At 58.8% G+C, this 22,618-nt stretch carries 37 protein-coding genes and 1 pseudogene; 32 read left to right on the top strand and 6 right to left on the bottom strand.

Annotated features, from left to right (window positions below; translation table 11 throughout):
* Positions 1–45 precede the first annotated feature (45 nt).
* On the bottom strand, positions 46–468 hold the full coding sequence (locus tag IPF36_RS16455; protein WP_195428863.1) for an HU family DNA-binding protein: 423 nt from the start codon (positions 466–468) through the stop codon (positions 46–48).
* Positions 469–1,107: 639 nt separating this feature from the next.
* On the opposite strand from IPF36_RS16455, the gene istA reads away from it, so the two are divergent.
* The 3 genes from istA to IPF36_RS16440 are packed head-to-tail and all read left to right on the top strand — an operon-like array spanning position 1,108 to position 3,567.
* The gene (gene istA / locus IPF36_RS16450) at positions 1,108–2,610 is read left to right on the top strand and encodes an IS21 family transposase (protein WP_195428861.1); all 1,503 of its coding nucleotides are present in this window, start codon (positions 1,108–1,110) and stop codon (positions 2,608–2,610) included.
* Positions 2,597–3,364: an IS21-like element helper ATPase IstB gene (istB, locus tag IPF36_RS16445; RefSeq protein ID WP_062797542.1), complete on the top strand. Its 768-nt coding sequence runs from the start codon at positions 2,597–2,599 to the stop codon at positions 3,362–3,364. The genes istA and istB overlap by 14 nt, the downstream gene beginning before the upstream one ends.
* A complete protein-coding gene (locus tag IPF36_RS16440) occupies positions 3,361–3,567 on the top strand; it encodes a hypothetical protein (RefSeq protein WP_195428859.1) in 207 nt (68 codons plus the stop codon). Before istB ends, IPF36_RS16440 begins: the two co-directional genes overlap by 4 nt.
* A gap of 100 nt (positions 3,568–3,667) precedes the next feature.
* Here the strand turns inward: IPF36_RS16440 and IPF36_RS16435 are convergent.
* The 4 genes and pseudogenes from IPF36_RS16435 to IPF36_RS34695 all read right to left on the bottom strand — a co-directional run.
* A pseudogene (locus tag IPF36_RS16435) lies at positions 3,668–3,868 on the bottom strand (DNA-binding protein); the annotation flags it as partial.
* A gap of 194 nt (positions 3,869–4,062) precedes the next feature.
* A complete protein-coding gene (locus tag IPF36_RS16430; RefSeq protein ID WP_195428858.1) occupies positions 4,063–5,037 on the bottom strand; it encodes a tyrosine-type recombinase/integrase in 975 nt (324 codons plus the stop codon).
* Between the two features lie 50 nt (positions 5,038–5,087).
* A complete protein-coding gene (locus IPF36_RS16425) occupies positions 5,088–5,417 on the bottom strand; it encodes a hypothetical protein (RefSeq protein WP_195428855.1) in 330 nt (109 codons plus the stop codon).
* 271 nt (positions 5,418–5,688) lie between these two features.
* Positions 5,689–6,210: a DUF6884 domain-containing protein gene (locus tag IPF36_RS34695; protein WP_255519802.1), complete on the bottom strand. Its 522-nt coding sequence runs from the start codon at positions 6,208–6,210 to the stop codon at positions 5,689–5,691.
* 290 nt (positions 6,211–6,500) lie between these two features.
* Between IPF36_RS34695 and IPF36_RS16415 the strand changes: the two genes are divergently transcribed.
* The 28 genes from IPF36_RS16415 (at position 6,501) to IPF36_RS16285 (ending at position 20,739) form a co-directional block, all read left to right on the top strand.
* Positions 6,501–7,160 carry a site-specific integrase gene (locus IPF36_RS16415; RefSeq protein WP_195428853.1) on the top strand — a complete coding sequence of 220 codons (660 nt, stop codon included), beginning with the start codon at positions 6,501–6,503 and terminating at the stop codon, positions 7,158–7,160.
* A gap of 54 nt (positions 7,161–7,214) precedes the next feature.
* The gene (locus IPF36_RS16410; protein ID WP_195428851.1) at positions 7,215–7,751 is read left to right on the top strand and encodes a hypothetical protein; all 537 of its coding nucleotides are present in this window, start codon (positions 7,215–7,217) and stop codon (positions 7,749–7,751) included.
* Positions 7,752–7,759: 8 nt separating this feature from the next.
* Positions 7,760–8,542, top strand: a complete 783-nt coding sequence (locus IPF36_RS16405) for an AbiJ-NTD4 domain-containing protein (RefSeq protein WP_195428849.1) — start codon at positions 7,760–7,762, stop codon at positions 8,540–8,542.
* A gap of 17 nt (positions 8,543–8,559) precedes the next feature.
* On the top strand, positions 8,560–9,153 hold the full coding sequence (locus IPF36_RS16400; protein ID WP_195428847.1) for a hypothetical protein: 594 nt from the start codon (positions 8,560–8,562) through the stop codon (positions 9,151–9,153).
* Positions 9,154–9,176: 23 nt separating this feature from the next.
* On the top strand, positions 9,177–9,701 hold the full coding sequence (locus IPF36_RS16395; protein WP_195428845.1) for a hypothetical protein: 525 nt from the start codon (positions 9,177–9,179) through the stop codon (positions 9,699–9,701).
* Positions 9,702–9,785: 84 nt separating this feature from the next.
* Entirely contained in the window at positions 9,786–10,184 is a 399-nt protein-coding gene (locus IPF36_RS35080) for a Rap1a/Tai family immunity protein (protein ID WP_368671159.1), read from the top strand.
* Positions 10,185–10,338: 154 nt separating this feature from the next.
* A complete protein-coding gene (locus IPF36_RS16390) occupies positions 10,339–10,749 on the top strand; it encodes a hypothetical protein (RefSeq protein ID WP_195428842.1) in 411 nt (136 codons plus the stop codon).
* 84 nt (positions 10,750–10,833) lie between these two features.
* Complete coding sequence (locus IPF36_RS16385; protein ID WP_195428840.1) at positions 10,834–11,001, top strand: hypothetical protein; 168 nt, start codon at positions 10,834–10,836, stop codon at positions 10,999–11,001.
* A 39-nt stretch (positions 11,002–11,040) separates the two neighbouring features.
* Positions 11,041–11,562 (top strand): DUF2441 domain-containing protein, encoded by a 522-nt coding sequence (locus IPF36_RS16380; protein ID WP_195428838.1) that lies wholly within the window; start codon positions 11,041–11,043, stop codon positions 11,560–11,562.
* A 28-nt stretch (positions 11,563–11,590) separates the two neighbouring features.
* Positions 11,591–12,046, top strand: a complete 456-nt coding sequence (locus IPF36_RS16375; protein WP_195428836.1) for a hypothetical protein — start codon at positions 11,591–11,593, stop codon at positions 12,044–12,046.
* Positions 12,047–12,665: 619 nt separating this feature from the next.
* Positions 12,666–12,944 carry an HU family DNA-binding protein gene (locus tag IPF36_RS16370; protein WP_195428834.1) on the top strand — a complete coding sequence of 93 codons (279 nt, stop codon included), beginning with the start codon at positions 12,666–12,668 and terminating at the stop codon, positions 12,942–12,944.
* 107 nt (positions 12,945–13,051) lie between these two features.
* Positions 13,052–13,228, top strand: a complete 177-nt coding sequence (locus IPF36_RS16365; RefSeq protein WP_195428832.1) for a hypothetical protein — start codon at positions 13,052–13,054, stop codon at positions 13,226–13,228.
* Positions 13,229–13,249: 21 nt separating this feature from the next.
* Entirely contained in the window at positions 13,250–14,047 is a 798-nt protein-coding gene (locus tag IPF36_RS16360) for an AbiJ-NTD4 domain-containing protein (RefSeq protein ID WP_195428830.1), read from the top strand.
* A 24-nt stretch (positions 14,048–14,071) separates the two neighbouring features.
* Positions 14,072–14,287, top strand: a complete 216-nt coding sequence (locus IPF36_RS16355; protein WP_195428828.1) for a hypothetical protein — start codon at positions 14,072–14,074, stop codon at positions 14,285–14,287.
* Between the two features lie 24 nt (positions 14,288–14,311).
* Positions 14,312–14,638, top strand: coding sequence for a hypothetical protein (locus IPF36_RS16350; protein WP_195428826.1), 327 nt, complete (start codon positions 14,312–14,314; stop codon positions 14,636–14,638).
* A gap of 29 nt (positions 14,639–14,667) precedes the next feature.
* On the top strand, positions 14,668–14,943 hold the full coding sequence (locus IPF36_RS16345; RefSeq protein ID WP_218959605.1) for a hypothetical protein: 276 nt from the start codon (positions 14,668–14,670) through the stop codon (positions 14,941–14,943).
* Positions 14,944–15,084: 141 nt separating this feature from the next.
* On the top strand, positions 15,085–15,492 hold the full coding sequence (locus IPF36_RS16340; RefSeq protein ID WP_195428822.1) for a hypothetical protein: 408 nt from the start codon (positions 15,085–15,087) through the stop codon (positions 15,490–15,492).
* Positions 15,493–15,501: 9 nt separating this feature from the next.
* On the top strand, positions 15,502–16,005 hold the full coding sequence (locus IPF36_RS16335) for a hypothetical protein (protein WP_195428820.1): 504 nt from the start codon (positions 15,502–15,504) through the stop codon (positions 16,003–16,005).
* A 48-nt stretch (positions 16,006–16,053) separates the two neighbouring features.
* Positions 16,054–16,602 (top strand): hypothetical protein, encoded by a 549-nt coding sequence (locus tag IPF36_RS16330; protein ID WP_195428818.1) that lies wholly within the window; start codon positions 16,054–16,056, stop codon positions 16,600–16,602.
* A 508-nt stretch (positions 16,603–17,110) separates the two neighbouring features.
* A complete protein-coding gene (locus IPF36_RS16325) occupies positions 17,111–17,497 on the top strand; it encodes a hypothetical protein (protein WP_195428816.1) in 387 nt (128 codons plus the stop codon).
* Positions 17,494–17,670, top strand: a complete 177-nt coding sequence (locus IPF36_RS16320; RefSeq protein ID WP_195428814.1) for a hypothetical protein — start codon at positions 17,494–17,496, stop codon at positions 17,668–17,670. Before IPF36_RS16325 ends, IPF36_RS16320 begins: the two co-directional genes overlap by 4 nt.
* 9 nt (positions 17,671–17,679) lie before the next feature.
* The gene (locus IPF36_RS16315; RefSeq protein ID WP_195428812.1) at positions 17,680–18,087 is read left to right on the top strand and encodes a hypothetical protein; all 408 of its coding nucleotides are present in this window, start codon (positions 17,680–17,682) and stop codon (positions 18,085–18,087) included.
* 54 nt (positions 18,088–18,141) lie between these two features.
* On the top strand, positions 18,142–18,450 hold the full coding sequence (locus tag IPF36_RS16310) for a hypothetical protein (RefSeq protein WP_195428811.1): 309 nt from the start codon (positions 18,142–18,144) through the stop codon (positions 18,448–18,450).
* Positions 18,451–18,502: 52 nt separating this feature from the next.
* The gene (locus IPF36_RS16305; RefSeq protein ID WP_195428809.1) at positions 18,503–19,159 is read left to right on the top strand and encodes a hypothetical protein; all 657 of its coding nucleotides are present in this window, start codon (positions 18,503–18,505) and stop codon (positions 19,157–19,159) included.
* Positions 19,160–19,180: 21 nt separating this feature from the next.
* Entirely contained in the window at positions 19,181–19,429 is a 249-nt protein-coding gene (locus IPF36_RS16300; RefSeq protein ID WP_195428806.1) for a hypothetical protein, read from the top strand.
* A gap of 19 nt (positions 19,430–19,448) precedes the next feature.
* Positions 19,449–19,967, top strand: a complete 519-nt coding sequence (locus IPF36_RS16295) for a DUF2441 domain-containing protein (RefSeq protein WP_195428804.1) — start codon at positions 19,449–19,451, stop codon at positions 19,965–19,967.
* 57 nt (positions 19,968–20,024) lie between these two features.
* Positions 20,025–20,279: a hypothetical protein gene (locus IPF36_RS16290; RefSeq protein WP_195428802.1), complete on the top strand. Its 255-nt coding sequence runs from the start codon at positions 20,025–20,027 to the stop codon at positions 20,277–20,279.
* A 280-nt stretch (positions 20,280–20,559) separates the two neighbouring features.
* Complete coding sequence (locus IPF36_RS16285; RefSeq protein ID WP_195428799.1) at positions 20,560–20,739, top strand: hypothetical protein; 180 nt, start codon at positions 20,560–20,562, stop codon at positions 20,737–20,739.
* Positions 20,740–20,992: 253 nt separating this feature from the next.
* On the opposite strand, the gene IPF36_RS16280 is transcribed toward IPF36_RS16285, so the two are convergent.
* Positions 20,993–22,006 (bottom strand): DNA-binding protein, encoded by a 1,014-nt coding sequence (locus IPF36_RS16280; protein ID WP_195428798.1) that lies wholly within the window; start codon positions 22,004–22,006, stop codon positions 20,993–20,995.
* A 155-nt stretch (positions 22,007–22,161) separates the two neighbouring features.
* Here IPF36_RS16280 and IPF36_RS16275 point away from each other — a divergent pair, with 155 nt between their 5' ends.
* A complete protein-coding gene (locus tag IPF36_RS16275) occupies positions 22,162–22,581 on the top strand; it encodes a hypothetical protein (protein ID WP_195428796.1) in 420 nt (139 codons plus the stop codon).
* The last annotated feature ends 37 nt before the right edge of the window (positions 22,582–22,618 follow it).

The raw sequence follows: 22,618 nt of genomic DNA, 5'->3' as shown, positions 1-22,618 counted from the left end.
CGCGAGATTCGGGGCTTATTCTTTTGCTAATCGGAGCCGGTGCGATTACAGAGCGGCGTCCTTCAGCTTCTTCATCGCGCGAACCTTCACCTTCACGCTGGCCGGTTTGGCGGCAAACCATTGGTCCACGCCCGTGAACGGATTTTTGCCGAAGCGCTTTTTCGTGGCCGGAACCTGGATGGCCGAGACCTTGAACAGGCCGGGGAAGGTGAATTCGCCGGCGCCCTTCTTGTGGATCGCGCTCACCATGGTGTTTTCCAGGTGGGCCAGGACGGTTTGGACGGTCTTCTTGTCCAGTTGTGAACGGTTGTCTAAAACCGACACTAAACGGCGGCGCGGCTTAAAGATGCGGAGCAACTCCTGAATTGCAGGACTGTCTCGAGGTCTTCTGATTTGATATTGAAGGTTGTCACCGGGCGCGTCGGAGCGAGCCCGTAGGGCGAGTGCAGACGCGCCCGGTGCCGGCATTCCGCAAGGTGGTGACGTCGCAGTAGGGATGCGGTAAAAGGTTGGCTTTACCGCCGAAAAGAAACAGGCACGACACCGGTCCAAACCGCCAAGTTCATCCCGATGTCGTGCCCCACTCGTGCCAAGGGCGCGCGTGCCGGGCCAGTATGGCACGGCTCGCCCATCCCGTCGAGGCCGCTTCGGCATAACGGGGGGATTGCCGATGCCGGCCACGGGCCGCCTCTTTGTGTGCGCCCATTGCCGGGCGCAGGTCATTGTTTGCCGCCGCTGCGACCGCGGTCAGATCTACTGCAATGGCGGCTGCTCGCAAACAGCGCGCCGCGCCAGCCTGCGCGAGGCCGCTCAGCGCTATCAACGCAGCCGCCGCGGCCGCTTGGCCCACGCGGAGCGGATGCGCCGCTACCGCTGTCGCCAAAAGAAAGTGACGCATCACGGTTCCGCCGCGCAGGCCGCCGATGCTCTACTGCCGCTGACCTTGACGACGCCGGCCAGAGCACCGGCGCCCGCTGGCGCCTCAACCCCTGTGCCTGAGCATTGCCACTTCTGCCGTTGCACATATTCGGGCTTTGTCCGCCTCGGACCACTGCGTCGTCGGGTCTTCCGTGATGTTCGTACGACTGACCGCACAGGACACGACCCATGACCATTGGAGTAGAACTTGAAGCCCAGATCCTGCGTTACTACCACGTCGAGAAATGGCGCGCCGGCACCATCGCGCGCCAGTTGCATGTGCACCGCGACACCGTCCAGCGTGTGCTGGCGCAGGCCGGCCTGCCCAGGATTGGCAGCGTGCAGCGGCCGTCGCAGATCGACGCCTACCTGCCATTCATCCATGAGACGTTGAAGAAGTTCCCGTCGCTCACGGCCAGCCGCCTGTATGCGATGGTGACCGAACGCGGCTACCGCGGGAGCCAGCACCACTTCCGGCACATGATCGCGCTGCACCGGCCGCGCCCACAGCCGGAAGCCTATCTGCGTCTGCGTACCTTGCCCGGTGAACAAGGGCAAGTCGATTGGGGTCACTTCGGCCATCTGCAGATCGGCCGCGCACGCCGGCCGCTGATGGCCTTCGTGATGGTGCTGTCGTGGTCGCGGCAGATTTATCTGCGCTTCTACCTCGATGCCCGCATGGACAGCTTCCTGGCCGGCCATGCCGGTGCCTTCGAAGCCTGGTCCGGCCTTCCCAGGGTCCTGCTCTACGACAACCTGAAGAGTGCCGTGCTGGAACGCCAGGGCGATGCGATCCGTTTCCATCCGACACTGCTCGCGTTCGCGGCGCATCACCGCTACGAGCCCCGGCCGGTTGCCGTCGCCCGTGGCAACGAGAAGGGGCGCGTCGAGCGCGCCATCCGCTATGTACGCGAGAGCTTCTTCGCCGGACGCACCGTGACCGACCTCGATGAGCTCAACGCCCAAGCCGCCCATTGGTGTGCGGGACTTGCGGCCGATCGTCCCTGCCGGGAAGAACCCACGATCAGCGTACGCGAGGCCTTCACTCGTGAGCAACCCAGCCTGCTCGCCTTGCCGGAGAATCCCTATCCATGCGAACTGCAACTGGCCGTCAAGGTCGGCAAGACACCGTATGTGCGCTTCGATCTGAATGACTACACGATCCCGCATACCCACGTGCGACGCACGCTCACCGTGCGGGCCAGTCCCCGGCAGGTACGCATCCTCGATGGCGCGGAGCTGCTCGCCACTCATGAGCGCAGTTACGATCGCGGCGCGCAGATAGAGAATGCCGCGCACATCAACGCCTTGGTCGAACGCAAACGCGAAGCCCGCCACCATCGCGGACTTGACCATCTGGCTCGGGCGGCGCCGGCCAGCCAGGCGCTGCTGCAGCGCGCAGCGGAACGGGGCGGCAATCTGGGCAACATCACCACCCACCTGCTGCGGCTGCTCGACCGTTATGGCGCCGCTGAACTGCAAGCGGCGATCGAGGAAATCCTCGCCAGCGATGCGGCGCCTCACCAGAATCCGGTGCGCCTGGCGCTGGAGCGCCGGCGCGAGGCGCGCCAGGCACCGCCGCCCGTGGGCATCCATCTACCTGAACACGTCCGGCACAAGGACAAGCTGGTGATACCCCACCGCCTCGACATCTACGATCAGATCACGGGAGATGCCAATGAACACGCCTGAGAACCTGCAAAGCCGTGCGAACGCCTTGCGCCTACATGGGCTACTGGCGCACTGGCCGGAGGTCGCCGACGCCGGCTGGGTGGCGCCGCTGCTGCAATGGGAAGAAGAGGAGCGCTCGCGCCGCTCGCTGGAGCGACGCATCCGGGATGCCCGCCTGGGCAACTTCAAGCCCTTGTGCGACTTCGACTGGGCCTGGCCGACGCGCTGCGACCGGGCCGCCGTCGAAGAATTGATGTCGCTGGAGTTCGTCAAGGACTCGGCCAACGTCGTGCTGATCGGCCCGAACGGCGTCGGCAAATCGACCCTGGCGCTGAATCTGGCCTATCAGGCGCTCGTCCAAGGGCACACGGCGCTGTTCACCACCGCCGGCCAGATGCTCGGCGAGCTGGCCGCCCTCGACAGCGATTCGGCCTTGCGTCGACGCCTGCACCGCTATGCCTCGCCGGACGTGCTGGTCATCGACGAGGTCGGCTACCTGTCGTACTCGAACCGACATGCCGATCTGCTGTTCGAGCTCATCAGTCGCCGATATGGCGCCACCAGTACGGTGGTTACAACAAACAGACCATTCGCCGAATGGTCTGAGGTGTTCCCGAATGCCGCCTGCGTCGTCTCGCTGGTTGACCGACTGGTGCATCGTGCCGAAGTCATCGCGATCGAGGGCGAGTCGTATCGCGTCAAGGAAGCGCGTGAGCGGGCCGATCAGCGAGCAAAGAAACGCAGCGTGGCCCGGGCGGAGAAAAAGCCATCATGACGCATCTGCACCTGCCTTCAGGCATCACCAACGGCCTGGACTTCCTGATCCCAGACAACTGGTCCCCAGAACAGGCCCTCGCCGTCGTCGAACTCATCGACGATCTACGCGAGCGGATCTGCGCGCACTACCAGCTCGCGCTACATGACCTGCTGAGTGCGCAGCGCTCGCCCCCCGAGAAAGGCCTCGACGATCCGTTCTAACCAGCACCGTCCCTTCCAAACTGCAAGGGGCCGCACGCGGCCCCTTGCTTACCCAACCATACGCCACCATTTACTGTCGCTTTTACACCGCCGTCAACACCAGTTCGGTCTGGGCGATCAGGTGGGCGAGGAGGCTCGACTTGTTGAACGTGTCCTTCAGCGGCTTGGCTACCGGTGCGGCCGCGGCAGCCTTCTTGGCAGGAGCCGCTTTCTTTGCGGGGGCGGCCTTCTTAGCCGGAGCAGCCTTCTTCGCTGCGGTCTTCGTTGCAGTCTTTGCTACAGGTTTCGCTTTCGTGGCCATGGTCGTGTCTTGGTAGATTTATGCGCGCCTGACAGCGTTTGAGGGTGTGGCGCACCGGCGAAGAATAGCAAAATCGGCCGCCTACGCAAGAGGGTAGGCCGATTTTCGAAAGCGCAGCAGGCGGCTCGATCAGCATACCCTCAGCGAGCCGGATGCGCGGCGCATCCGGCTTGCCGCCGCTCGAGGCAAGTTCGCTAGCTAGCGCTCGGGTCCTGCGCCAGAGCGTGAGCCACCGAGTCCAAGGTCGCGGCAATCCGATCGCAGGTTCGATTGCTGGCCAGCCCCAACGTCTGGCTGACTTCATCGCGAGAATGGCCCGCCAAGAGTTGCCGGCGGCAGAAGGTATTGCGCAACGTACGCGGGCTTGGCTCAGCGCCGACGAACCCAATATCTGCGAGCGCTGTGGCCACGATGCGGCCGAAACTCATGTCGGTAACCGGTCGGCCATCCGGAGTAAGCGTGAACAGCAAATCGCCGTCGACGGGGAGGGTTGCGCGCCGTGCGCACCAGGCCCGCAGTATCGGTACTGCGAACCTGCCTATGTGCACCGTCCGCGCGTCTCGCGGGCCATGGGTGCGCACGACCAGGTAGGGCGGGATCGCGTCCGCCCACAGATCCGCCACGCGCGCTGCGCGGGCTTCCCCCGCTGTGATACCCATACCGAGGAACGCGGCGACGATCGCGCGGCTGCGCAAACCGGCCAAATCTTCAGGGATCGACCGGAGGTAGGCCTGCAACCGCGCGTCCTCGGCTTCGGTCAGGAACAGGGGCGCCGGCTCCTGATCTGGCCAGCGCTCCGCGGAGAGCAGGGCGGCGGCGGGGTTGTCCAGCCGTACGCCGGTGAACACCAGATGCCGGCACAACCGGTCCAGCAGCTTCACATACCGCGTGCGCGTGGCCTGGGAGTAGGCGCGACCATCAGGTGTTTGCCAGAACGCGTCGATATCGGCTGCGCCAAAAGAGACGATGGTTGCGCCCTTGGCCATCAGATGCCGGCGGAAATGCTCGAACATCGCCTGATGCTGGACGATCGAGCGTGCCGAGAAGGGGCGGCGATCGGCGCCAGCCGCCTCACGGGCCTGCCAGTCACGGTAGGCCAGGGTTGGATTGCTGAGCCAGAGGGAGTCCATGTGTACCATGCCCGCAGTTATATACTGAATTTGGCGCATCCCACACCCCTCCACCGCTACGCGGCGGATATCGCTTGCAGGCAAAGGGGTCAGAACCGCGGCGGCCCATAACGGTTGCGGCGTGCGGCAAGCCTTGCGCGGGTGCAGGCATAGCGAGGGTAGGCGGCATCCAGCATGTCGGCGATCCGCTCCAAGCGGTCCTCCTGCGAGAAGCAGCACGCGAGGCATTCCCAAGCGCAATAGCGCATGATCTGAAGCAGGAGAGCATGCCGCGTTTCCGGGGGGAAATGCAGATTGCCGACCTTCGCCCACGCCTTCAGCCCTGTATGGGCCAGCGCAAGGAGCTTGTCGGGCGTTGCCGGTCCCGTTTGGCATAGCTCCACCGCCTCCCGATGCAGTTGCCGGTCAAGATCGCTCATGCCGGCTCCCCGGTGAAAGGCTGGAGATCCGCGACGCTGACCCAGCGGGGGCAGATTTTCACGCGGCCACGCACAAACTCTTCCACCTCGACATCAGCGGTGGGGCCGCTCGGCCCGTTGAAGACTGAAAGCACGCGAGCCTGGCGGGCGGGGAGAGCGGGCGCGGCCCGGTAGCGCAGGGTGGCGATTGCGCCGGCCTGGATCCGTCCATAGGCGCGAAAGACCGGCGTGCCGTTGGCATGCCGGCCGATCTGGTCGCGGAACGCTGGCTTCAGCCCGTCAAGAAAGGGCCGAGCTGAGATCGTTGCATGCCGATACCACCACAGGTTTCCTGCAGGGCAGGCAGGGCAGGGCCGTATCGGCGGGCCAACGCAGCCCGCATGACGCGCCGGTACTCGGCGCCGCCGGCGAGCATCACCGATCCGACGCGCGTTGGCCAGGCCGCGGGCCGCAGGTAGGTCGACAGGTCCGCCACCATCTGGTCGGCGCGTTGCCGCGTCATACGCTCGTCGTAGGGTGCGACCTCAGTGTCGGGTTGCAGGAAGCCGTGTCGCGCGGACAGGATCAGGAGGCGGGGCACCGCATCGCTGCGCAGGTGTGCCCGGTACGATTGGTACATGACGCCCCGATAGAGATCGATGGCACGTGCGCTCCCATCGAGCTTCGAACCGGAACAGGCCATCAGAAGCAGGGCGGGATCGGCAGCCTCATTGCAGAGCGCCGGCGCGATGGGAAACAGAGAGAGTTGCGTGGTGGAGAGCATGGGCAAGGGGTCGCGTTGCATGCTTTTCATGCTACAGAGCGCCTGTCGAAGTCAAGGCAGCCGCAACCCCAGGTAACGTTGGACCGCGCCATCGTCAGCACGACGAGGGCTGGTTAGCCATTGCCACGGTCCATCCGCTGCGACCAACCTCAGATCGCCGAGGGCAAAGCTGGAGCCGTGATGGCTTGTCGTTGCGGGTGAGCCGCCGGGGACGTCCAGTTTTTCCGAGGACCAGAGCAGCGACGTTACTAAGGGTTGCATTCAGCCAACCGTGCCAGCATACTTCCTCGTAATACAACCAATTTAAACCGTATTACGGGATGTCGAAACCACAGGTTATTGAGGAACACCAAATACGTCACGCACAAAAGGTCGCCGCGGTGACCGGCCAGAACAGTAGGCGCGACGTGGCCTTGCTGTTGGTGGCATATGGTACCGGCCTTACTCCCAACGAGATTGCCAAGCTACTGATCACTGATTACCTAAAGGCAAACGGGGAAGTGGTGATCGAATCAATCGTACGTGCGGAAATTGCCTTCAACGGGAAAGAGCGGCCACTTTTGTGGGCTAGCGTGAAGGTCCGTGAGGCGATCGATCAGTATCTGGAGCACCGGGTTGCAGCGCGACAAGGTATTAATGCAAGGCCGACGGCGTATCGTGGCTTGGATCATCAAGGCCCACTCTTCCTGACAGGTGAGGGAGAGCCGTTCACCTTCACGCGCCGCGTGACGCCGAGCGGTGCGGACAGCTACTCATGCGAGTCGCTGGCAGAGATTTACCGAAGGCTCCACCAGCAGGCCGGCATCGCGAACGGAAACGCCAGCGCGGCAAGGCGGACCTTTGCCGTCAGACTGCACCGGCAAGGGCGCAACCCTAAGCTGATCCAAGAACTGATTGGAGTTTCGAGCCTGTCGGCCGTTAAAAGGATGGTCGAAAGCGACCCGGTACGCCTGGCAACCATTGTCAGTGGGGTGATCTGATGTTAGCCATCGCGCCGAATGTGAACGCACGTTGTCTATTAGGACGTAAAAGCCATGAGCGAGCCATACAAGTTGAACAAGGAACAGATCTGGCAGATCAAGCAGAATGTGAGGGAGGAATTGGCCGGTACGAGTCGTCGGGAGGCAGCGGCACTCTACCGCAACTACATAGGGCTATTGAACCAGCCGCAGTTCTGCGAAGGCGCTGGATCGACCACCAGCGGGCACCTACTCATGCTGCTATTGAACGGCATCCGCATCTTCAACTGGATCACGATCGCTTGCGCCATTGGCTTCCTGGCGTTTGCGTTTGCCAGGGGCGCGACGATGCTGTGGGGTACGGCTATTTTCGTGGTGCAGTTTCTTGCGCTCAGCAAGGTCCAAACGGAGATCAATTTGGAACTAGTCGCGCGCGGGCTCCACTTCGTCCGGTATCAGTCAGAGCAGGCTGCAATCCACGTCCTGGCAACTGAAGCGGCCAACACGTCACGGCAGATGCTGAGACATGTTTGCGCGTTGTGTAAGCAGCCCATCGAAGCGAACAGTGCAGTTTGCCCGAATTGCGGTGTCGGCATCGGCCCGTCGCGATAGGAAAGGTCATGAGGTTTTCTGAACGAAATGGATATGCCCAGGTGCATGCGGTTCCTGTGATAGTCCGGCGTGAAGCCTCGGATGAGCTTCGGGCTGTGGTGATCAATGCCGCTGTGGATTGCGGTATGAAGCCAGACGGGCTGCGCCAACTGCTTTGCCGGCTTCTTCAGAAGAGACCCGATTCCAATAACTGGAGCGAAGGCAATGTTGAAAGAGAAGTCCGTGGGTTACTGGACGCCGCTCACTGGTATGAAGTCTATGATTTCATCGAAATGCTAGCAAGCTGCCACAGCCTTGACCAAGAGAGGTTTAATCAGGATGTTAATCGCTACTTCTTTGCAAATGGTATCGGCTGGTCATTAGACAGCTCTGGCCAAGTCGTCTATCGCGGTGAAGAGGGCTTTGACCGGGTTGTTACAGATGCTCGCGAAACAGAGGCAAACCATGGCCATACGACAGCCTCTAGGGAACTCCATGAAGCGATCATGGATCTGTCGCGTCGTCCGAATCCCGACACGACTGGCGCTGTTCAGCATGCCATGGCATCGTTAGAGTGCGTTGCCCGCGACATTACCAACCAGCATAGCCTGACTCTTGGCGAATGGGTCAAGGCAAATCGAGACCGCATTGGCGCACCTCTGGACAAGGCGATCGAATCGATGTGGGGCTTCACTTCGAATCATGGTCGACATCTAAGTGAGGGGCGTGAGCCGTCATCGGACGATGCAGAGTTGATTGTCGGATTCGCCGCTGCCTTAGGCGCTTACCTGTCGAAAGTCGGGAAGGGCTAGAGGACAAGACGTTCATCATGGACGAGAAGCGTGAACAAGGAAAACTGCCTGGCTGGACGTGGGCAGTGAACATCGTACCCACGGTGATTGCGACCGCGATGGTTGGAGCATGCCTACAGTTCGATTTGTCCTGGTGGGTCGGCGTGCCAATTGCCGCTGCAATTGTCTTGGCTGGGCTGCTGTGGGAACGCGCCATTGAACAAAGTATCTCCCGGCGCAACAACAACCCTAACGAATCGGAAAAGCACATGAAGAGTTCTGCTGGCTTCAAGAGGCCAACGATCAAAGCGACGAGCCGAGCCTATGTCAGGCTTTTTGAGTGTTTCAGGACGCCGGAGGAATGGCTTTCTTTCTTGTCCAGGTTTCGTGTTGAGCATCCCGCTTCTGGCATGCAGCGCAATGGGGACTGCGCCGTACGGGTAATCGATCTGTCTACAGGTGATCTTGCGACGCTTGGATTAGAGATCCCGAACGAAATCAAGTACCACACCTACATTGCTACCGCGCGAAGCTTTTGGACCGAGAGCTTCACAAGCGCCACCCAGCGACGCCGCCGGGTATGGGAGATTGGCTACTCTCAACCATCGACTGACGAAGTGTTTGATCGATAGATCGGAAAAGCAACGGAGTAATCATGAGCGAGCCATACGAGCTGAATAAGGACCAGGTCCGCGCGATCAAACGAAATGTCAAAGAGCAACTGGCCGGTCTAAGCCAAAAGGAGGCCGCAACGCTCTACAGGACGTATTTGGACTTATTGAGCCAGCGAGAGTTCTGCGAAGGCATTATGGCAACCCGTAGTGGGTCTCTACTCCTGCTACTGCTTAACGGTCTTCGTATCGTCAGTTGGATTACAATCGTTTGCGTGGTTGTCTTCGTGGCACTTGTATTTGCCAAAGGCCCAATGATGCTGTGGGGCGTGGCTGTATTTTTTTCACAATGGCTAGTGATTAATAAGATACAGACTGAAGTCAACTTTGAGCTGATCGCGCGCATGATGCATGTCACACGATATCAAGCCGAGAAAGCTGTCGAGATGCTGGCCAGCGAATCAGCACAGAGTCCGAAGAGAGCCCAAAGCTATGTCTGTTCGGTGTGCAAGCACCCCCTACCTGATCGCAGTAAGGTTTGCCCCAACTGCGGGGTCGGCATCGGCTAGCACCTGGCGCGTGCACTTCGCCGGCGACATCTTGGCGCGCTCATACGATCCCTCCAACCGATCACTAGGAAAAGGGACGAATCAATGGAAAACATGGGAAAGAACGGAATTCGATCATGCTTCATTGCGCTCCTACTCATGCTGACGAGCGGTGGCGCAGTATGTGCGGCCGTTACAGGCGGCGACTTACTGCGCGCGTGTGGCGCGACAGTAAAACAACAGGATGGCATCGGAATCTCCGCTACTGAAAGCGCGGAAGCCATCTGGTGCATTGGCTATATCAGTGGACTTCTAGACGCCATCGGTTTGGCGCCTCCTAAGGTTCAGGGCAAGCAAGCGCTCTGCCTTCCGCCGAACGGTATCAATAACGAGCAGGCAATTCGACTAATCGTAAAGTGGTTGCGGGAGAATCCCGAGGGCCTTCATCAGAGCGGTCGTATGGAAGCGGTAATCGCGCTATCTAAGGCGTTCCCGTGTAACTAACCACAGATCGGAAAAGAACATACTTGGCAACCTCTGGGAGCAAAGAATGAGACGAATCCCGGCTGTAGCATGCGTCATACTTTCGCTATTCTTCGGTGGGTGCGCGTCTTCCAGGATCTCGTCTACCCCGACCACCGCAACGCAGAGTGTCAAAGTGATTGCCCTGGTGCCCGGCGGTGGATTGATGGCCGACGCGGTCGGCGTTGAACTCGCAAATCGCGGTTTCACTGTCATCGACCCAGCGTCAACTTCCAATATGATGATTCGGCTGAACCTCAACGAGGTCGAGATTGCAAGACCAGAAGGTATGGCGAAACTGCGGGATCAAGGCATCGATGCACTCTTGGTCGTGAAAACCGCGGGCGGGTACGACCAACAACCACAGAGTGCAAGCGCCAGGATGAATAGTACTCGCAGCGGCCAGCTGCTGGCCGGAGTCACGTGGCAAAACGGTTACGGAGGAATGGCCGGATCTCCCGCTGATCGGATCATGCGAAAGGGACTATCTGAGGCAGCGGCTGAGATTGCAGACGCACTCGCTGCACGGGTGACCTTGTCGAAATAGCATCCTTACAAGATGAGGGAAAGATAGAGTAGACAAGCGGCACGCAACGCCGACGAATCAACACAGTGGAAAAGAGGCCGTGCAATGGAATTCATCAAACTGATCTGGATTTTCATCACCCGCAATCCATTCCTTGCCATTCCCATGGCGATCGGACTGATCTACGGCATTGCCATTGCTCTCGATCTCATCGACTGCGAAACGCGCGCGCGGATCGCGGTCAACCCGAGCAGCGTGCAGTGCGGGCAGTGACTAGGATTGGAAAAACCGGATTTCGAGATAGTTCAAAGTATGAAAACGTATTTCCATGTAGACCGGCGACAGGGCTTTACCGCAGGGCAGCACAGTCAACTGAGCAAGTTGGACCTCTCGCATGCCCAGGACTTGGGCCAGCATCTGGATATCCTTTGCCCCAACGGGGTGTCCGCGCACGGGAATCAATATCTGAATTCAGATGTCAAGTCAGGGAAGGGCGAAGCCGCGATCGAACTGATCTGGGAGTACGTACGTCGTGCGCACTTTCCCGAGCGACCATCCCGCTTGACCTCGACATTTGCGTGGCAAAGTTTGGAAGAAGCCAAAGCCTTTCGGTTGGACTCAGGGTTGACTGATGCAAACATCTGGCAAATTGAGGCTGCCGAGGGATTCGTCGCGAACATGGCGTTGCTAAATATTGGGACGAGCGTGTTGCGGGCATCTCAGTTCGCGCATGCCTACTGGGCAGGAGAGGTCGGGCCGCAGATCAAAGGATTGAAGGCGCGGTGTTGGGAGGTACTTTTGACCGGTCCGATTACGGTTGTTGGTGAAGCATAGGAAAAGCAGGGCGAACACGATAGAGTCGATGAACGAGCAGCTTCATCAGCACGTTCGCCGCAGCGCGTCACAGTCGGGCGGTAAGAATCGACAAACTATGCCGCACTCATTGCATGAGGAGTTCCCTATGTCTCACAAGTTGCTTAGTTTGAATTTTACGTCAGTCGTTTCGGAGGGCTGGGAAAGTCTTCCCAACCTGGAGAAGCTTAAGAGGCAGATCGCGACTGCCGTACTTGCCCACAGCGAACTTACTCAGGAGGACCTTGGCATGTATGCACCTCCGAAAGAGATAAGAGAAGTTAGGGTCACGGCCGCCGCCGGCGATCAAATTACATGTATGTGGCACGGTCATCGAAATCGCGGGCGGAAGGCCCCGCCTACTATTCCACTGAAAATCTTCGTCTTTGGTTTCGGGCAAGATTCTGATGGCACGTGGGCAGACATCGAAGTCTTTCCCGGTATTGACGACTGGTCCGTTGAATGACCAGACTGACAATGCGCCGTCGCTTTATTTCGTGACCTTATGGCCGCAGATCGCCGCGCATGATGGCTGGCGCAAGCTAACCCGGAAAAGAAGAATGAAGACGACAAGGAGCAACCAAGCCAAGATGGGTAGTACGCCTTACCTCCGCCTATGTAGCGCAACGCTTTCTTTCTCACTGGTTGCATGTGCAGCTCCGCAGTTGGGTGAGCTTCGTTCATTCCCTCCCGGTGACACAGCAAGTGTTCAGGCGCCAGTCGAGTGCCTATATGAGAAGGGTAGCGAGCATGTCTCTTCCTACCTTGGCATGAGTGAGCCCAAGTATCAAACGTTCATCAATTCCGCGCGAACCGATGCGTGGTTCCGGCAGCCCCTGACGTTAGTCGAGTTGCAAGCTACGGCGCGGAACACAACTGAGATAACGCGGCGGCAGACATCCTCGGCGGCCGCGTTGGGCCAAGGGGACGACCTTATGCAATACCTGCGGAGCAACCCATGTGGGAGTTTGGCAACGCCGAAGAACTGACCGAGAACGTTGACGTGACGGCGAAACGCCCATTGGAAAAGCCGTTGTCCCGGCACTGACGGCAAGGAAATTTATCAACTTGAGAAGGAGCAATGCATGACGAAAACTGAATTGATCGATGCCATCGCGGCTGGTGTGGACGGCCTGACGAAGGCCAAAGCTGAACAGGCGCTGAACTTTACCCTCAACACCATCATGGACACCGTAGCCAAGGGTGACACCCTGAACTTGATCGGCTTCGGCAGCTTCGGCAAAGGCGAACGCGCCGAGCGTATGGCGCGCAACCCTCAGACTGGCGAGGAAATCAAGGTCGAAGCAGCCAAGACCGTGAAGTTCAAGGCGGGCCAGAAGTTCAAGGATGCCGTCAACAACTAACCAGGTGAGCTGACGCCTGATGCTTGCCGCTGCGAAGCGGCGGCAACCGTCAGGTCTCAACCGGGCAGCAGATAGGAAAAGCCGGACACGCCGGCAACGGAGGGATCATGGCAACTATCACCGTATATGTGAAATTAAAGGGTGACGACTTCGACAAGTCCATCGCTGCTACCGAAGCGACCGAGGACGGCGAGAGTCTCGTTGTTCGCGACGGCGAGCGCGTTGTCGCGCGTTTCACCATCGAGCGCGTCGAGCATTGGTATTCAGAATCGCTGGAAGGCTGAGATAGCGGAAAAGAGGCGGCGATGACATCATTTTCCAAGCGTTACGGTTATGGCGCCAATGTTGTTCCAGCACCGATTTCTGTGCGAGAGGATGCGCCACATGATTTTCGCGGGGTCCTGGTTGATTTGGCGTATGAGAGCCTCGCAAAGCCAAGTGTGGTGCGCGAAATTGTCTGCCGAGTGCTGCGCGTCCGCGCCGACTCCAACAATTGGTCGGAGTTTCCTAACATTGACCGTGAAGTGCGCGAACTACTAGACGACGCGCCGTGGTACAAAGTCTACGATGTCGCTGAGGCAATATATTCCGCCCTTGTTCACAAGCATCGACACGACGCCGCAGCGGACTTCTCACGCGAGCTGAACGCCTACTTTGTCGAACACGGTATTGGTTGGGAGCTACATCAAGGGGAGCTGCGGTATCGAGGTCCAGAAGGTTTCGAAGCGGTGGTAAAGAGCGCGCACGCGGCTGTGACGCGGCACAACCATCGGACTGCTGCTAGTGAGTTGCACGAAGCGCTCAACGATCTTTCTCGGCGACCGCATCCAGATCGGACCGGCGCTGTCCAGCACGCGATGGCTTCCTTGGAGTGTGTTGCGCGTGATGTCTGCGGTAGTACAACAACCCTAGGAGATGTGATTAAAGCAAACCGGGATTTGATGCCGAGACCATTGGACGTTGCTGTAGAGAAGATTTGGGGCTTCACTTCGGAACGCGGTCGGCATCTGGTTGAAGGCCGCGAACCCACTGAACAGGAAGCAGAGCTGATAGTTGGGTTGGCAGCAGCACTCGGCGCATATCTGGCAAAACTGCGTCCATAAGCGCCGGTAAAATAGGAAAAGGACATGAAGAAAGCGATGTTCGTGGTGAAGCGGCGGCAGTCACCAATGCTGGCGGCAATTGTCGAGTACAGCGAGGTGTCTGGTCGGCGCGGTAAGGTTCTGGTCTCCGAGACTATCGCCAACGATTTCACCAATGAGATGCTGATCGCGGTAGCCCGCCGCCTTGTCCCACAAGTCACCGGCTATCAAGTGATCCTGCCAGTCGGCATTGACCTATAACAGCACTGAAAAGGAGAAGAGCTGATGGGACAGGCAAAGCAGCGCGGCACGAAAGAGCAACGTGTCGCTCAAGCTAAAGCGAAGATTGACGCGTTGCGTCCAGAGAAGCTGGTATGCGGTGCATGCAAATCGGCGTTCACCGACTTTGAGACGATGGATACGCGGAACATGCAAGGCGTCCATGCGGCATTCGGCGGCCTATGCCCGTCGTGCGGGGAAACGGTGCTCGCTCTCAGTGGCAATCCGGAAGCTGTGGCGAACGCCATGACTGCATGGGAGGACGCGATGGGAAGCGAAGGTAAGCTCGGTATGCAGTCGCGGAGCGGCGAACACGTGCCCTTCGAGGACTAGGAAAAGATTTCAGGGAGAACTCCGTGTCAATGTACGACGATTTCGAGACGATCAAGGGAGAGGGTGCGTTGAAGGTTTTCCTGAGCACTTACGGATTTCAGGAGATCAACGCAGACCCGAAGTGGAATCTCGGTGAATACGAGATGACGTGTCAGGGAACAACATTTCGTGTTGGATACCGCTGGCACGACCCGTCACAGGCGTTCTCGATTCAGCGCGACATTCACAAAGCGCAACTTTGGTCGATTAGAGCGAGCGGGATTGTACAAGTACACGGAAATGTTGAATTCGCCGAAGATGCTTAGGTCGGCAACCCGTTTGCCTCTGATGAGGTACTAGTGGCAGGCCGGGAAGGTGCGGATCATTGCTGAAATGGTCGAAGAGGGCGATGGAGTATCTACAGCTCGCCCTGCCGGTAACTGACACAGGAAAAATGACACTAGCTTATGAAGAAGCAAATGCAGGCAGTTTCAGTTGAGGTCGCCGATGACGGTATGGTGATCCTTACTCAGCAGACTAACGACCTTAATGACCCGGATCCGACAATTCACCTGAGCGCGGAGCAAACGCCTCTGGTTTCAACGTGGCTTTATGAGGCAGCGGGATGTGCAACAACTCACGGAGACGAAGCTGCGAGTGAGACGATTCCTGTGCGGTACTTCGCGCGAGGTCCAGATGCAGAAGCCGAGCAGCTTGACGTGTTTTGCAACGCACAAGGCATGGTGGTACTGAAGATCGATGACGACGCATTCATCGAGATTTCCCCTGCGATGGCAAAGCGGCTGCGGAAGCAGATCTCAGTCGCGATCCGTGAGTCGATCACGGATATGCTACGGCCTGACTTAGAGGCATAGGAAAAGCCCATGATGCTGCGCAAACTACTTGCCTGGCTTGTCGGAATCGCCGTTTTCCTTGCGCTAGGCATGGCGCTTACATGGGCCGGCAGCGCATTTGGCGTGCCCAGCAGCATCGACCTTGACGGTCCAACGACTATTACCCATGGGAGTGGGCGGTACAGCTACGATGAGGACACCGAATCTTCGGAAACCCTCTACGGCTTGGTGACCGGTGCGCTGTCCATCATTGTCGGATTGTGGGCGGGCCGGGCGATCTATGCCCGAAGCTGGAGAGCGGGCTTCTCAGAAAGGGGCTTGCTGACACTCTGGGCCTGGATAATGGCGCTGGCCATTTTGGCCGCCCTATCTGTCCTCACTTACCTTGCATTCAGGAGCTTCCACGGACGCACCGCCTCATATGCTCGGATGTTCATTGAGCTTGGTTCGGCAGCCGGCATAGCGTGGGCGTGCTATCAGTGGTGGAAAAACCGTGTGAGCCGCCTCACCCATGGAACGACCAGCGGGCGTTGATCGTTGATCTACCGCCATACTGGGTCCAAAACAAGGAAAAGACCAACTATGAACTGGTTCTGGGCAGGATTCTGGCCTAATGTTGCAGCAACGTTTCTGGGCGTTATCGCAGGGGTACCGGTAGCCCTCTGGTTGAACAGACTCTCGATACGCCAGGCCAACGCTCGTCTTCGTGCGGGAGAACTGGAGCACCTACGAGTAGGTCTTGAGGCCGTGTTGACGGCTTTCAATCACAATCGGCCTCGAATTCGGGCGCTCCTTGAAATGCCAACCGATCAGTTCCCGCTGGATCTGGAACTTGATACCTCAGCATGGGAGGTATCCAGGGATCAGATCGTACCTGTCCTCCGCGAAGCTGATCTCCAACGCCGCATTGCTTATCACTTTGATCGCCTTCAGTCCTTGGCGAGACTTTCCGCGCTCTATCTTGAAACCGTCACGGGCGTGACTTCAGCGCTTTCCGGAATTGAGCAGAAAAGGGCTTTTCTCAGACAGTACATTGTTTCTATGTCACGCGATTTACTAGACGAGGCCGATGCGATCCGCGCCGCGGTCAAAGCAAAAATGCCTGAAGCACAAGCTGCTTCACACCAGTAGGAAAAGGGTTAGCACCATGAAGGTATTTTTGAGGGGCTGTATTGTGTGCCTGCTACTTTGTGCCTGTGGATACGCTCAAGCTGAAGAATTACCTGCCCCACAAACAGCGCGCGGCCGGCAATGCCTTATGTCTGGAGGCACGGTAGCTACCTGGTTCGATAGGCTTTCTCGGTGGGGTAAGTCTGCTGATCAATTGATAGCTGAGCTTATCGGGCCGCCGTCAGCAGTAGCCGTAATGACAAGGGATATACGACGCGCCGATGACCTGCGTCGGAGCTGGCCACTCCCGAGCACTTGGGCGGAGATGACGAAGCAACTGCAGGAACAGATCCTCTCCGATAGAGCAAGACAGCTTGCCGAGCGGCTTGCTATTCAGTGCATGGAGCGATCGAAGTAAAGCAACTTGCCGCGTGAGCGGCCCCGCATCGGCCGGCAAGTCGCTTGATCCTTGTCGCTTCTTCGAGGCGACAACAGTCAGGTGATAACGAATCGGAAAAGTCTGCTCAGCATGACCACTGACACTACGACACGCCAGCAGAAGCCGAAGGCGACTTGGCCACCACCCAACCGAGACTATTTCACAGTTAGATTGGTCGATCCACGCGCGGCACTCAATGTCTCGCAAGTCCTGTATTTCGAGTACGAACGAGGAAATCTGTACGTCGGCCCCTCCGTGCGTCTGACAGGTCCCGGAGGCTGCGTTCAGTTGGATAGCCAGGAGTTGGCCGAGCGCTTTGCCGAACACGCGCGTATTGTCTTGCGCAAGCGGCATGGGGATGACATTGAACTGATGGTAGTAGTCGGCACCGCGCCAACCAAGATTTCCGACCGCTGGACTGCCGAGCAGTCTGAGCGAGTCCGCACGATGCTCGCCAATCTGGAATCGCGGCGATGAAAGATATGACCACCGCGCTTGCGCTCCGGGTAGCCATCAACGTCCTGCGCGACTCTGCTGAATCCCGCAAGATGCCCAATGGCGAAGAGCTTGACGAGGCGGGCGTCGAGTTGCACTTTCAGGCTGCCGATAGCTTGGAAGAGTCGTTGAGGGACTTGCGGGATTTCGAATAGGAAAAGCAAATGGAACAAAACAACCTGCAGAGCCATATCGAGGCCACCGACAGGAAGCTGAATGCCAATCAATGGGCTGCTGCTGCGCCAGGCCTCATGAAGCTGCTGGCCTTCTCGATCTTTGCCTTGCCGGCACTGTGCCGAGCACAGGGCATTTCTCTGCCGCGGTACTTCGCTGCCTTCGGCGTGTCACTTGTCGGCATTGGAGTGTGGGTGTACGCGCTGATTTCTCCATGGGTTGAGCAGGATCCAATGCAGGGGGCCGTTCGCTATGTGATGAATCAGCTGCCCCTTGATCCCATTCCGTATGTGCAACCAGTCTTGAACGGCGTGATCGGCGTGGTCCTTTGGATGTACGTTTGCATGGCGCTGCATACCCTCTGTGCGCGGCTAGTTCAATCTCCCGATCGCCGATGAAGAGTCACGATCGGAGAAGCCGGCCAGCGCCGGCATGAAGGAAGGTAGACGCACATGAGCATGTACGACCACGTCAAGTTCCCTTATCTGATGCCAGATGGCACACAAGGGCCGGACTATCAAACGAAAGACCTCCGCTACCAGATGGACATGGCGGACTACGAGGTGACCCAGGCCGGCCGGTTGAGGCGGACTAGCAGCGACTACGATCAGCCACTGGGCGACATTTCGTATGGGCACACCATAGCCATCAGCGCCGGCGCTGCAGTCTACGAGCTGCGATTCCGCACAGGGCGCTTGCATGAGATTCACTGCTTCCAGTCCGGAATTACAGCGCCGTTCGCGCCCGAGAACTTTGTCTAGCCGGCAGATCTGAAAAGCCCACTGCGCTGAGGCCAACCAAAAGGGGAATCGAATGGAGATTTCAGAACCGGAGGCAATCGAGGAAGCACGTGCAATCGCCGCGAGGTTGAAAGCAGCGCTTCCAGAAGCCGTGGATGCGATCAGTCAGGGAATTGATCACAAGACCATCTTCTACTTGCTGGTTGCGCGCGAGTCCTTGCTGCATCGAGTGTCTGCACTCGCAGACGACGCACTTCCTTTGATCGATGCCGGTCGGCACCTCAGTGCCGCGATCCTCGTACGATCAATGCTCGAATCGACTGCGGTACTGGGATTCCTTTTGCGCAGTTTGGAAACGCTCGAACGAACAAGCGACGTTCAAGCCTTGTACAAACGGGTGGCGAAAGTTGTGGTGGGGTCGCGAGACGGAGATGAAGGGAGCCCTGTATCCGTCCACGTCTTGGACGCAATTCGCGAGGCGGATATTCGGTTGCCCGTCCCTGGCTTGATGCGTCTATACGAAACCTTGAGTGAATTTGCGCACCCAAACTGGAGCGGCCTCATGGGAACCTTCGGCACCCATGAGAGCGCATTGCATGTGCGGTTTGGCGGGCAGCCTCGTGCAACTCCGGCTCTCGGCCCACACTTGGCGATCATCCTAAGCTCGTTTGAGTATTTGTATGAGCTGTTGGGAGAGGCCGTCGTAAAGGCTGCTACAAGACTGAAATAGGAAAGGACTATGAGCGTAACAATGCTGACCACCGAAGAGAAGATTGCCGCAGTGTTCGGATGGTTCGAACATGTCCGAGCAGGGGCGCGATTTATCATTAGGAGCGACGTGGAACTACAGACCGGTATAGAGAACCATGCCTTCACTCAAATCGTCAGAAATCTCCCGCACATCCGCGCGATGGTTAACAGCGGTTGGATCGAACTGGATGGCCGCATTGCCACGTTGACGGAGGCGGGGCAGTTCGAGATGAGGCGCCGCGGCCACTAGAACAAAGGAAAGCAACTACATGCCTGTCTATTACACCGTGGACCGCGCGGGTCAAATCTCAGCGGACATGAACTACCAACTGGATCAGTTTGATCTAAGCGACGTACCAGACCTGGCACAACACTTCTCCAGTCATTATCCGATGGGCGTGTCGAGACACGGCGCCCAGTATCTGAACTCAAAGGTTACAGCGCCTGGCGGACCCGCCGTCGAACTGGTGTGGGAATCCATTCGACGTGCGCATTTTCCGCACCGGCCCTCGCGGTTCACCTCCGTATTCGCATGGCAGACGCTTGACGAAGCGAAAGCGTTCCAAGCACTTGCTCAAACTCCCGCGAAAATCTGGGCCGTCGAAGCGGAGAGAGGATTTGTCGCAAATATGTCGTTGCTCAATGTCAGCACAAGCTTGCTACGAGCGATGCAAATCGCGGAACTCTACTGGGAAGGTCATGTTGGCCCAACTGACATCGGCCTGCAGACTCCCCGCTGGGAAGTACTTTTATCATTGCCAGTCAAGGCATTGCACAGCGTTGACTGACGTAGCCACTAGGCCGTCGTAATCGCAGGCGGCCAGTATGATGATCTGGAGAACTTGATGGAAGAAATCGTAATCACCGAAGCGAGCCCCGATGTCGTGAGAGTCCGAGGTGACCGAATTAAAGTGGGGCACTTCACCGTTATCATGAACCCCAATAGGACATGGTCGGCCGAACGCGTCCGAGAAATTTATAAGGTTGGCGATGACACCGTTACGTTCGGCGTTGGTCCTGTAGGGCATGCACAACGCACCGTCTTCCACGGTGAAATGGTCGCCGTTACCAGAGCGTCCGCTGAGTCGGTTGGCGACTGACGAGAGAACCGCTTTGCGTGGCAGGGTTGCCGAAGTGCCCGCTTAATTAGCTAGGAAAAGCCAATGACTGAGCGGCTTGCTGTTAGGGCGAGTTACACGGTCACAAAGGACGGCGCGGAGACCTCCGGCCGAGTTGAGTTTGTGGCAAGGATCGTGGACGCCAGTAGAGGATACAAACTCGAAGAGCGCGCGCGTCGAGCTGTGGCGCGCAGGCTTGGGATACGCCTGGCTGACGTTAGGATTACTGGCGTCATGGGCAGCTAACGGATCGGAAAAGAAAATGGAACAATACGACCTGCAGCGCCATATCGATGCCACCGACAGGAAGCTGAATGCCAAACAATGGACGGCTGCCACGCGAGGCCTATTGAAGCTACTGGCCTTCTCACTCTTCGCTATGCCGGCACTGTGCCGAGCACAGGGCATTTCTCTGTCGCGGTACTTCGCTGCCTCTCTGTGAGCGGCTAGTTCAATCTCCCGATGGCTGATGAAAAGTCAGAATAGGAAAGAGCGAATGGACCACGTCATCTTGACCCCGGCGATAGCGGCTGATCTTGTGAGCGACTGTCTCGGAACTGTGAATTGTTTCTGTGCCGCCAGAATGAGGGAACCGCCACGCGTCACCGAAAGCATCTACCCCAGACCGCGCGGTTGGCAAGAGCTGTTTCCCGCCGACTAGTGCCAACCTGGCCCCACCTGGGGACGCCTCGCGCTTACTTTGCCGGCTTGGCCTTGCCGGCGGGCTGTTGGGCGTCCGGCTCGGTTGGCACCCATATCTCGCGGCGCGCCACCATCAATTGCTTGCGCGCCTCGATATGCGCGTCGATGCGCTGGAGATGCGCCTCGGATGCCCCCTGTTGTACCGCCTGCCGCCGAGCTTCCTCCAGGCGCGCGATCGCCCGCGCGTCGGCCCCACCGCCGGCCAACTCCTCCTGGGCCGCGCGCAATTGCTCCTCGGCAATAGTCAGCTTGGCGTTGATCTCATAGACGAGGTCCTGACGCTTGTGGATCTCATCCGTAAGGCCATAGATATACGCCTGGCGCTTCTCCAGCTCGGCGTGCGCGGCTGTGAGGTCCTTTTCCGTCTTGGCCAACGCCTTGCCTTCCGCCTCCTGCGTCGCGCGTGCAACGGCCGCCGCCTGCTCGGCTGCCGCCCTGGCGGCGCCCTCGGTGGCGAGCTCCGCTCGCAGGTTGTCGATCTCGTCCTTGAGCGAGGGCAACTCCTCCAGGCGGGCCTGCGCCACCGCCAGGGCATCGTGCGTGGCCACGGCCGCTGCGCGCTCACGCGCGGCCTCGGCGCGAGCTTCTCTGACCTGCTCCGCAGCATTGGCGATGGCCTTGTCGCATTCTGTCCGTACGGCTTCGAGGGCCGCATCGCGCTGCAGCAGCTCGCCTTGCAGCTTCATGACCTCCTCGGCAATGGCGGCATTGTCTTCTTCGATCTCGGCCACCCGAGCCGCCGCGCCCGCCAAGGCCTTTTCCTCGGAGGCCGCCACCTGTTCGCGCAGGATCTGCAGAATGCGCGCGTCAATCATGACCGGAGTCGCGTTGGCTACCTCGGGCTGTGTTGCCCGCCAACTCTTCAGGTGTGCCAGAACCGTATTGGGGGAGCCGCCTCCTAATTCCGCGATCACCGCGCGCACGCTGACCTTGCGACCGGTGGCGGACAGCGCTTCGGCGGCGGCGCGAACGGCTTCGACGGTCACGAGCGGGGTCTTGGCTTCCATGTGAACTTCCGAGGATGAATGCGATGGCGTAATCATAACACATATCATTATTAAATAACAGATAACGGTAATGTTACCGTTATCTGTTATTAAGCAGCGTAGCATAATGCAAGCCCTCCTTGCCTCCTCTGTTTGATGCGCGCGAAACTGGACGCATGCCCGCCACCGCCCCGCTCGCGCTTGCTGACGTGCAGCCCATGCTTGCCAAACGCAGCCTGTCGCTGCCGCGCTCGGGCGTCTGGCACTACGAGGTCAAGATGGACGGCTACAGGATGCTGGCTGCCACGGCACCGTTTGCGCTGAAGACGCGCGGCGGCGCCGATGCGACTGCTTGGTTCCCGGAACTGCGCGATGCCCTCGCGCACCTGCCGCGCGGGGCGCATATTCTGGACGGCGAGGTGGCCGTGCTCGATGACATTGGTCGCTCGGACTTCAACCGCCTGCACAAGCGGGCCCTGCGGCGCGGCTGGTACCGGGGTGCCGATCCGGTGGTGTTCTGCGCCTTTGACCTGGTGGCACAGTCCGGGCGCGACTTACGCGACCAGCCCTATGAGAGCGTCGGCCGGAATTCGTGAAATTTTCGCCAAATATGGCCTAACGAATTGATCTATA

This window comes from Cupriavidus sp. IK-TO18, from assembly GCF_015549295.1.
Classification (GTDB): domain Bacteria; phylum Pseudomonadota; class Gammaproteobacteria; order Burkholderiales; family Burkholderiaceae; genus Cupriavidus; species Cupriavidus oxalaticus_A.
This window is presented reverse-complemented; position numbering and strand designations above follow the sequence as displayed.